The sequence below is a fragment of the Microthrixaceae bacterium genome, from assembly GCA_023957975.1.
Taxonomy (GTDB): Bacteria; Actinomycetota; Acidimicrobiia; order Acidimicrobiales; family Microtrichaceae; genus JAMLGM01.
This window is the reverse complement of the sequence record JAMLGM010000008.1, coordinates 198,970-209,497: the sequence shown is the minus strand read 5'-3', so window position 1 is coordinate 209,497 and position 10,528 is coordinate 198,970. Positions and strand designations below refer to the sequence as shown.

9 protein-coding genes are annotated in these 10,528 nt (G+C 65.3%); 5 read left to right on the top strand and 4 right to left on the bottom strand.

Annotated elements, in window-relative coordinates; translation table 11 throughout:
• A partial coding sequence (locus tag M9952_12760; protein ID MCO5313793.1) for a YbjN domain-containing protein occupies positions 1-417 on the bottom strand: 417 nt, incomplete at its 3' end.
• A gap of 9 nt (positions 418-426) precedes the next feature.
• Positions 427-2,460 (bottom strand): NAD(P)/FAD-dependent oxidoreductase, encoded by a 2,034-nt coding sequence (locus M9952_12755; GenBank protein ID MCO5313792.1) that lies wholly within the window; start codon positions 2,458-2,460, stop codon positions 427-429.
• A gap of 77 nt (positions 2,461-2,537) precedes the next feature.
• Between M9952_12755 and M9952_12750 the strand changes: the two genes are divergently transcribed.
• The 5 genes from M9952_12750 to M9952_12730 all read left to right on the top strand — a co-directional run bounded on the left by M9952_12750 (position 2,538) and on the right by M9952_12730 (position 8,097).
• Positions 2,538-3,569: an alcohol dehydrogenase catalytic domain-containing protein gene (locus tag M9952_12750; GenBank protein ID MCO5313791.1), complete on the top strand. Its 1,032-nt coding sequence runs from the start codon at positions 2,538-2,540 to the stop codon at positions 3,567-3,569.
• A 78-nt stretch (positions 3,570-3,647) separates the two neighbouring features.
• Entirely contained in the window at positions 3,648-4,715 is a 1,068-nt protein-coding gene (locus M9952_12745) for an ABC transporter ATP-binding protein (GenBank protein MCO5313790.1), read from the top strand.
• Positions 4,715-5,587, top strand: a complete 873-nt coding sequence (locus M9952_12740) for a sugar ABC transporter permease (protein MCO5313789.1) — start codon at positions 4,715-4,717, stop codon at positions 5,585-5,587. The genes M9952_12745 and M9952_12740 overlap by 1 nt, the downstream gene beginning before the upstream one ends.
• A gap of 67 nt (positions 5,588-5,654) precedes the next feature.
• Positions 5,655-6,491 (top strand): carbohydrate ABC transporter permease, encoded by an 837-nt coding sequence (locus M9952_12735; GenBank protein ID MCO5313788.1) that lies wholly within the window; start codon positions 5,655-5,657, stop codon positions 6,489-6,491.
• 67 nt (positions 6,492-6,558) lie between these two features.
• Complete coding sequence (locus M9952_12730) at positions 6,559-8,097, top strand: extracellular solute-binding protein (protein ID MCO5313787.1); 1,539 nt, start codon at positions 6,559-6,561, stop codon at positions 8,095-8,097.
• Between the two features lie 48 nt (positions 8,098-8,145).
• Here the strand turns inward: M9952_12730 and M9952_12725 are convergent, their stop codons facing one another.
• Both M9952_12725 and M9952_12720 read right to left on the bottom strand, forming a co-directional pair.
• Positions 8,146-9,441, bottom strand: coding sequence for an FAD-binding oxidoreductase (locus M9952_12725; GenBank protein MCO5313786.1), 1,296 nt, complete (start codon positions 9,439-9,441; stop codon positions 8,146-8,148).
• 103 nt (positions 9,442-9,544) lie between these two features.
• Positions 9,545-10,513, bottom strand: coding sequence for a decaprenyl-phosphate phosphoribosyltransferase (locus M9952_12720; protein MCO5313785.1), 969 nt, complete (start codon positions 10,511-10,513; stop codon positions 9,545-9,547).
• Positions 10,514-10,528: the final 15 nt, after the last annotated feature.

Genomic DNA, 10,528 nt, shown 5'->3' with positions numbered 1-10,528 from the left:
CATCGTGCCGAGCGCCGGCATCAAGGCATTCATGGCAAGGCTCGCCGTAAGCGCGTTGTGTTCGAAGTCGACGCTCGACTTGTAGCGCACCTCACCGTCGCGCAGGTCGAGTTCGAAGTTCCCGATCCGCATGCCGTAGTTGGCGCGGGTGAACAACTCCGCAACCGCGAGACGTCGGTCCTCGGGAACCCGAACGTCGGTGAGCACGTAGACGTAGAGTTGTTCGAGTTCCACATTGCAGTGAACGACCACTCGGAAGTTGCCGTTGGTGCCGGCGACGCCGAATCGGTACGCCGTCGTTTCACTCATCTGCTCCGGGTGGAACTCCTCCTGGTCGAGGAGCTGGCCCAGCATCTCGAAGGCCAGCCAACCGTTGGCATGTTCGAGGTCGATGGCGTCGTTCTCGGTGTCGCCCATGTACACAGGCTACGTCGAGGCGCCACGCCCCGTCGCTGCAGACACGACATAGTCCGTCGCATTGGGCTCGCGGGTCCAGGTCCAGTAGTCCACGAGGCGCCACGGGTTGAGCACGTACACCTCGCCGTCATCGGCCTTGTAGTAGCTGTGGGCGATGTGTGGTGAGGCCCACACCGTTTGGCGGACCCGCTCCTGACAGCGGTCGAACCAGTCCTCGTAGGCCGCTGTCGTAGGCTCGATAGAGGTGCCGTGTTGCTCGGCCAACAGTCGCAGGCACCCCATCACATAGCGCACCTGACATTCGCTGCTGAAGATGATGCTGCCGCCGCTCGCCAGGTTGGTTCCGGGTCCGTACAGCATGAAGAAGTTGGGAAACTCCGGCACGGTGATGCCCAGCAGCGCCCGAGGGCGTCGCGCCCAGGCGTCATGTAGGTCCACCCCACCGCGTCCACGGATGCGCAGCGGGCTGATGAGGTCGTTCGCGCAGAACCCGGTGGCCCACACGACGACATCGGCCCGGTGCTTGACCCCATCGGAATCGACCACCCCGTCGGGCTCCAGGCGTTCGACCCCGGCGCGGACGAGTTCGACATTGCCGCGGGTCAGGGTACGCAGCCAACTCCCGTTGTCCTGCAGGGTGCGTTTGCCCGTCGGCGGGTAGTCGGGAACGACCTTGGCGACCAGATCGGGGTCGCCGTCGACCTGGCCGATGATCCAGTCGGCAAAGAACCCTCGCGCCATCTCGTTGATCTCGCTGACCGCCAGACGTTGCCCGCCTTCGGCGTCGACGTAGTCAGGGTCGACGATCGCCGCGTCGAGACCGGTATCGCACCCGGGGAAGAAGATGAGGAAACGAAACCAACGCCCGTAATACGGCAGGTTGGCAATGGCCCACCGCACTCCGTCGCCGACGGCATCGTGATAGCCGAGGTTGGGGAACATCCACTGCGCGCTGCGTTGCAGCACGGTGAGCGAGCGGACCTGCTCGGCGATCGCCGGGGCCACCTGGAATCCGGTGGCACCCGCGCCGATCATCACGACGTCGCGATCGGTGAGGTCGACGTCGTCACGCCACCGGGCGGTGTGGAACGCGGGACCGTCGAAGTCGCCTTCCACCTCGGGAACGAAGGGGCGGTTCAACATGCCCACCGCGCTGAGCAACGCGCGCCCCTCGACGATCTCACCCGAGGACGTCGACACCACCCACACGCCGCGTTCCTCATCCCAGTCCGCATCGGTGGCCTCGACGCCGAATCGCACGTGCGGCCGGACCCCGTGGTTGTCCATCACCCGCTCGAAATAGGCCTGCAGCTCTGGTTGGCGGGCGAAAAACTCCGACCAGTGATCGCTCGGCTCGAAGCTGTAGCAATAGAAGTGACTTCCGACATCGACGCGGGCACCGGGATAGCGGTTCTCCCACCACGTTCCGCCCGGGCCGTCGTTCTTCTCCAGCACGACATAGGGGTGACCGGCCTGTCCGAGGCGAATCGCCGCCAACAGACCGCTCATCCCACAACCGATCACCACGACGGGCAGGTCTTGCGCGCCAGGGGTGGGTTCCTCAGCGCGGTCGTCGCGACCGTCGAGGGCCAGCTCCTCGGTCATCATCGGCACATACTCGTCGCCGACCGGCATTCCGACGATCCACTCCATCAACTCCTTGAGCAGTTCGGGCGATATCGGTTCGGGCGTCGGGGCGCCTCGGTCTCGCCAGTCGGCGATGATCTCCAAGGCGAGTTGGCGCGCCGCGACCTGATCCTCATCCGACATGAACCCCTGGTATTCGTTGAGATAGCTACCGGCCGGTCGCAGCGGACCGTCGAGAATGCTCCGACGTGTCGCGTCGTCGGCGGCCAGGTGTACGCAGGTCACCAACAGCGTCGGAACCGACAGATCGTCGAGAAACGACCGAAGCTGTTCCTCGGAGACCTCGGCGATGGGTTGGGCAATGAGTCCCTCGCCGGAGGTCGAGCCGCCAGAGGTCGGGCTGCCCGTGGTGTCGTCAAAGTTGCTGCGACCGCTGGAGTCGTTGGTGTCGCTCACCGCGGCGAGTGTAGGCACCCGCGTCGATACAACCCGCTCCCGCTCCTGCCCGGGAGCGCGCGACCTATGGTGCAGCCATGCGATCGGTCCTTATCCATGAAGCTGGCACGGTAACGGTCGAAACCGTTCCCGACCCCTCGCTTGGCGATGCCCGCAGCGCCGTCATCCGGGTCGAACGATCGGCGATCTGCGGAAGCGACCTGCACTTCTACGACGGCGACCTGCCGATGTATCCCGTCGCCGCGGGACACGAAGCCGTCGGCACCGTGATCGAGGTGGGAGCCGAGGTTCGTTCGGTCGGCGTGGGCGACCGGGTGCTCGTGGCGTCGGTTGCGGGATGCGGGCGCTGCGCCGGATGCGGCACCGGCAACCCGACGGCGTGTGTCGACGGAGCGAGGGTGTTCGGTGCCGGAGAGCTGGGCGGTGCCCAAAGCGAGTACCTCGCGGTGCCCGGCGCGGATTTCAACCTCCTGGCGATCCCCGAAGGTATCGACGACGAGGCGGCCCTGTTGTTGACCGACAACCTCAGCACCGGCTGGACCGCGGCCAAACGAGCAGCCTTCGCGCCAGGAGCCGACGTCTTGGTGCTGGGGCTGGGAGCCGTAGGCCTGTGCGCCGTGCGCTCGGCGTACGCGCTCGGCGCGGCCCGGGTCTTCGCCTACGACCCGGTGGTCGGCCGCCGCGACCGGGGGCAGCGTTTCGGCGCGATCCCCATCGACGGAGCCCTCGACGTGGCGGCCGAGGCGCGCGACCTGACCGATGGCCTCGGCGCTCACGCCGTGATCGACGCCGTGGCGAACGATCGCTCCCTCGATACGGCCTTCGCAGCGGTTCGTGACACGGGAGGTATTTCGGTGGTCGGCGTGCATAACCTCGAGCCGTACCCGGCTCCGCTGCTGATGGGCGTGTTTCGCAGCATCAACCTCGCCATGACCACCGCCGTCGTGCACCGCAACTGGGCCGAGTTGGTGCCACTCGTGCGCTACGGGCGACTTGCCACCTCCGACATCTTCACCCACACCTTCGACCTGGAAGACGCTCCCGCCGCCTATGGCGCGGTGGCCGCGCGCAGCGAGGACGTCGTCAAGGCACAGCTCATCGTGAGCTGAGATCGAGCGTCGTCGGTGCACCTCGCCCGTTGCGCTCAGTAGGGTTGCGGTCTCGAACCCCGTCCGAAACGGAGCCCCATGAGCAACGTGAGTTTCCAGAGTGTCTCGAAGCACTTCGGCGACGCGATCGCTGTCAACGAACTCACCCTCGAGGTCCCCGACCGCGAGTTCATGGTGTTGCTCGGCCCATCCGGGTGCGGCAAGACCACGGCGCTGCGCATGGTTGCCGGCCTCGACACCGTCACCTCGGGCGAGCTGCGCATCGGCGGCGAACTCGTCAACGACGTGCACGCGTCAGACCGCGACATCGCCATGGTCTTTCAGAGCTACGCGCTCTACCCGCACATGACGGTGCGCAAGAACATCGAGTCGCCGCTCACCGCGCGCTCGGCAAATCGTCTCGACGCGGCCTCGCGCTCCCAGCGGGTGCACGAGGCCGCCGAGATCCTCGGCCTGAGCGACTATCTCAACCGCAAGCCCGGCGAACTCTCCGGCGGGCAGCGCCAGCGCGTCGCACTCGCTCGAGCGATCGTGCGACGCCCGCACGTGTTCCTCATGGACGAGCCGCTGTCGAACCTCGACGCGAAGCTACGAAACCAGACGCGCCTCGAACTGGTCGAGTTGTGGCGACGCCTCGAGACCACCTTCATCTACGTCACCCACGATCAGGTCGAGGCGATGACAATGGGCACCCGCATCGCGGTGATGAACCATGGCGAACTCCAACAGGTCGGGGCACCCCAGGCCGTCTATGACCGCCCGGCCAACAGCTTCGTCGCCGGGTTCATCGGCAGCCCGCCCATGAACCTGCTCGCCGGCATCAGCGAAACCGCCAACTCGATCGGGGTCGGAGCCGGCCGGGTCGGAGTCGGCGCCGCCATGAACGCTGCGCCGGGGCGCGAGGTGACCATCGGGATACGTCCCGAACACGTTCGCATCGGCGGCAACGACCTGCAGGCAACCGTGTTGAGTCTCGAACTGCTCGGCCACGAACGCCATGTGATCGCGTCGGTCGACGGGGCACGCTGGGTGATCCGCCAGAGTTCGGCCGAAGCCGCCCCCGAGGTGGGCTCGGTCGTCGGGCTCAGCGTCGATCCGACACAGGTCCACGCCTTCGACACGGCCACCACCGAGCGGGTGAACTGATGAGCGTCGCCGCACGGTCCCGCAAGGTCCGCGAGGGCCTGCTCGCCTATGCGATGTTGGCTCCGTTGATCGCGGTCTTCCTCGCGTTCGCCTACTACCCCTTCGTGCGCATCATCGACTTCGCGCTGAATCAGAAGTTCACCAACTCCGACGAGACCCGCTTTGTCGGGGTGCGCGGCATCTGGGACACGTTGAGTTCGGCGGACTTCCTCGACGGTCTGTGGATCACCGTTCGCTTCATGATCTACACGGTGCCCGCCGGCCTCATCCTCGGTGTGGTGCTGGCCACCGTCGCCAACCGGAGGCTGCGCGGCATCAAGATCTTCCAGACGATCTTCAGTTCGACGGTCGCCTCGTCGGTCGCGGTGTCGGCGGTGGTCTTCTACACGCTGATCAACAAGAACGCCGGCTTCTTCCGAGACGTCGAATTCATCAGCCTGTCGAGCCAGACCGGTGCATTGCGCGGCGTCGCGCTGACCTCGGTGTGGCAAAACATCGGCCTCACCTTCATCATCGTCCTCGCCGGAATGCAGGCGATTCCCGATGAGATCAACGAGGCGGCGACCCTCGACGGGTACGGCCCGATCCGACGATTCTTCCGCATCACCGTGCCGATGATCTCCCCCACGCTCATGTTCCTTGCGGTCGTGTTGGTCATCCACGCGTTGCAGGCGTATGCCCAGATCGACATCCTCACCAACGGCGGCCCGGCCGGCTCGACCGAAACCCTGTTGTTCAAGATCGCCCAGCTACAGGGGCGCACCGACCTTCAACGCGGTGCGTCGATGGCCATCGGGCTCTTCGTGGTCACGCTCATTGTGTCGATGGGCCAGTACCTCATGCTCAACAAGCGGGTGCACTATGAGAACTGAGCAGAGGACAACTGGGCCGAGAAAAGCCGGGTCGAGGACCACTGATCCGAGCCAGGCCGGCACCTCGATGCTGTCCAAGATCGGCTGGTACGTCCTGCTGAGCGCCATCTCGGTGGTGGTGCTCTTTCCGATCTACATGACGCTGGTCCGAGCGGTGAGTTCGGGCGCGTCGACCTTGTTCGCCAAGTCCCCGTCGCTCACCCCGGTCGACCCCGATTGGGGGGTCTTCACCAAGGCCTTCAACACACTCGGTATGGGTAAACCCATGTGGCAGAGCCTGGTGGTCACCTCCATCATCGTCGTCGCCCAGACGATCACCTCGGTGCTCGCGGCCTACGCGTTCGCCTTTCTCGAGTTCCCGCTGAAGAAGCTCATGTTCGGTTTCGTCATCGCCACGATGCTGCTGCCGATTGAGGTCACCCTCATCGCAAACGTTCAGACGATGTTCGACCTCGACCTCATCAGCGTCAACAACAGCACTTATCTACGCACCCTCGCGGCGCTTACGCTTCCATTCCTCGCCTCCGCGCTCGGGGTGTTCCTCATCCGCCAGGGGTTTCTCGGGATCCCCCGAGACCTGCTCGATGCGGCGCGCCTCGACGGCTATTCCGATCTGCGGTTCCTGTTCAAGGTCGCGGTTCCGGTGACCAAGCCGGTGGTGGGCTCCTTCGTCGTCGTCAGCTTTCTGAGCGCCTACAACCAGTACGTGTGGCCCCGCTTCGCCGTGAAGTCCTCCGACTATCAAACGGTGCAGGTGGCGCTGAGATCCTTCCTCACCGAGAACCCGAACGAACTGAACTACGGTTTCGCGGCGGCCATCATCGCCGCGGTTCCCGTGCTCGCCCTGCTGTTGATTTTCCAGCGTCAACTCGTGCGTGGCCTCACCGCCGGCGCCGTCAAGTAACCGCCCCCCATCGCGTTCGCACCCGTTGCGTCGCGACACACCACGTTCCCGACTCCAGGAGACCAACGTGAAACCACACCGTTCCCGTCTGGCCATCGCCGCCCTCGCCGCCTCGGCGCTGCTGGGCACCGCATGCGGCGAAGGCACCACCGACACCGGCACCGAGGCCCCCTCCGACGGAGGGGTCAACGCCTCGACGCTTCCCGATTGCCCGGTCGGAGCCTTCGAAAACGAGACCGGTTCCACCAAGGTGGTGCTGTGGACCAGCGCCGTCGGCGCAACCCTCGCCACGCTGCGCAGCATCGCGACCGACTACAACTCCAGCCAGAACAAGGTGGAAGTCGTCGTCGAGACCCAGGGCATCAAGTACGAAGAACTGCGCAAGAACTTCGAAACGGGTGTGTCGGCCAAACAACTCCCGGCGATCGTGATGGGTGAGGACACCTGGACCCAGTACATGATCGACAACGGCGTCACCATGCCCGCACAGGCGTGCATCAACGCCGATGACGACGAGCGGGCCCACGCCTATGACGACATGTTGCCCGGCGTGACCGCGGCCTACACGAGTTCCGAGGTGCTGTGGCCGGGGGCGTTCGGAGCCTCCACCGTCGTGTTGTACTTCAACAAGAACCACTTCACCGCCGCCGGCCTCGACCCTGAGAACCCGCCGACGACCTACGCCGAGGTGCAGGCCGCCGCGGAGCAGCTCAAGGCATCGGTCGGCGCCGGCAACGATGCCTACAAGCCGCTCGCGCTCCGGCTCGACTCCTGGTTCGTCGAAAACACCACGTCCGCCGAGGGCGAGACGTTCGTGAACAACGACAACGGGCGAAACGGCAAGCGGGCGACCGAATCCACGATGAACAACCCCGCGACGGTCGAGATGCTCGACTGGCTGGCCACGATGAAGGACAAGGGCCTCCTCAACACCGTCGAGTCGTCGAGCCTGATCGACCACTACCTCGCGGTTGCAACCGAGAGTTCCTCGATGCTGCTGGAAACCTCGACCTCGGCCACGCTCGTCGACCAGATCACCTCGAGTGCCGAGGGCCTCGATATTTCCCAGATCGTCGACGAGGAAACCGCCAAGCAGTTCGAAGCCTTCAACGGATTCAAAGTCCCCTTCACCGTCGGGTTGGGCAAGGGCCCATCGCTGAGCGCAGACAAGGCGGGCAACGGCCAGGTCGCCGGTGCCGCGTTCTACATGACCAACTCCGGCAGCGACGCGGTCGTGTCGGGTGCGTGGGATTTCATCAAGTACTTCAACGACACCCCACAGCAGGTGCGTTGGACACGTGAGGGCTCCTACATGCCGACCCGGGCCGCCGCCGTCACCGAACTGGAAGCCGATCCGGCCTGGGCCGACAGCCAACGCGGAACGTGGATCAACACGGCCTATGAGTCGATGAAGGACCTCGACGCCAGCTTCCCCGGCCCCCTCGTCGGCCCGTACCTGAAGGTGCGCGCCACGGTGCAGTCGATGCTCGAAACCATCGCACTTCCCGACTCCGGCGGCGCAGCCGATCGGGTCGCTCCCGCCCTCGACGAGGCGGTCGCCCAGATCACCTCCGATCTGGCCAACTACAACAGCACCACCCGCTGACCCGCACGACCCGCTGGTAGTGACGCGACCCTCGGGCGGCGTCTCGGCTCAACAGAGTCCGAGACGTCGCCCGAGGTCGCTTTGGAAACGATTCTGCGGATCGACCCGCGCCTTGGTCTCACGGAAGTGCCCCAGACGCGGGTACATCTTTTCCATGTGCGCCGGATCGAGGCGACTGTCCTTGGCCAGATAGATCCGGCCGCCGGCCTCGACCACCTCGGCGTCGAGACGATCGAGGATGACGTTGAGCTCCGGATTGCCCACGGGGGCATCGAACGCGAGGGTCCACCCAGCGGCCGGAAACGACAGGTCACCGAGGTTTCCGGGACCCATCCGTTTGAGCACCGCCAGAAACGACGGTGCCACCCCGGACCGGCTGAGTTCTTCAAGGCTGCGGCGTACGAACTCCCCCGCCTCGTCGGGCACCACGTATTGCCACTGCAGGAACCCTTTGGGCCCATACACCCGGTTCCAGTCGCTGACCAGATCGAGCGGGTGGAAGAACTGGGTGATGGTCTGAAGCCCGTTTCGACGTTGTGCCGGCGCCTTGCGAAACCACAGCTCGTTGAACGCCTTGACCGTCAACTTGTTGATCAGCCCCGACGGGGCAATCGGCGGAAACGCGGCGAGCGTGTTCGACGTGAAACTCAGCGGGTCGGACGCGAGTTTCGACGGCAGCTCGTCGCGCCGGGCGAACCGACCGCGGTCCAACACCGAGCGGCCCATCGCGTCGCCGCCGGTCATGATGTCGATCCACGCCACCGAGTAGTCGTACTCGTGGTCCCCTTCGACCATGAGCTGCATCACCGAGTCGAGATCCGCGGCTCGGTCGGTGTCGACGAGCAGCCGACTCGTCTCGATCGGCTTCATCTGGAAGGTGGCGTCGATGATCAGCCCGGTGAGCCCCATTCCTCCGGCGGTGGCCCAGAACAGGTCGGGGTCGGAATCGGGGGAGACATCGACGATGTCGCCGCTGCCCACCATGATCCGAAACGAATGGACGTGGTTGCACCACGAACCGGCACGATGATGGTTCTTTCCGTGGATGTCGGCGGCGATCGCTCCACCGACGGTCACCTGCCGGGTCCCCGGGGTGACCGGCACGAACCAGCCGAGTGGAATAAACCACTCCATCAGCTCCTCGAGCGAGGTGCCGGCCTTGGCGGTCACCATCCCGTCGGGGGTGGCGTCGATGATGCCGATCGCGCTGCGGCCGTCGACCACGGTGCCTCCGGCGTTCTGCGCTCCGTCGCCGTAGGACCGTCCCAGACCCCGACCGAGCACACCGCGCGAATCGCCGAGCACCTGGGCGCGAACATCGTCGAGGTCGAGCATCGAGGCCATGTGTGATGCCGTCGGCGCCGTTCGACCCCACCCTTGCAACAACCGGGTCGGATGGGTCCGCGCGCCACCTGACCGAGCGTCACCTGACGGCTCCGTCATCGGATCAACCGGCGACATAGAACCCGGCTCCCACGATGACCACCCACAGCACCCCCATCACCTGCAACTGTCGGTCCGACAACAAGAGCTCCTCGGGCGCCGAGCCCTTGCCGAGTTCGACCAGGAGGCCGTAGCGCAGGATGGCGACGAGGAACGGCAGGATCGACACCAGGAACCACACTTCGGCCGACGTCGACTCCTCGGCACGCTCGAATGCCCAACTCACATAGGCCACGAGCACGATCGCTGCCCCGACCCCCTGCAGGAACCGCAGGTACTGCTCGGTGTAGACCCCCAGGGTCTTGCGAATGCCCTCGGTTTGGCCGTCGAGTTCACGCTTTTCGGCGAGGCGCTTGCCGGTGGCGAGAAACAACGCCCCGAAACACGAGATGATGAAGAACCACTTCGACACTCCCACGTCGACGGCGTAGGCGCCGCCGAGCAGGCGCAGAATGAACCCGCCCGACAACACGACGAGGTCGAGCACCGGTTCGTTTTTCAACCAGAACGAATACAGCGTGGTCTGCACGGCATAGATGGCGACGACCACGCAGAACTGCGGGCTTCGCCAGTACGCCAGCGCCAGGCCGGCAACGCCGAGCACGATCGCGAGCGCGACCGCGAAACGCACGGTGATGATGCCCGCGGCGATCGGGCGATTGCGTTTGGTCGGGTGGCGACGGTCGGCCTCGACGTCAACCGAGTCGTTGATCAGATACGTCGCACTCGCGACCATCGAAAACACCACGAAGGCGAGCATGGTCTGCAGAAACGGCCGGCCGTGGAACTCGATGCCGTCGGGGCCCTTCGACACGATGGCGTTCGCCGCGACCGGGGCGATGAACACCAGCGCATTCTTCGCCCACTGCTTGGGCCGACAAGCCCGCACGGCGCCACGAAGCACCGCACCCGGACCCGGGTGCGGTGAATTGGGAACGGATTCGTTGGGGGATGCGGACGCGACGTTGGCCATGGGTGTGTTCACTGT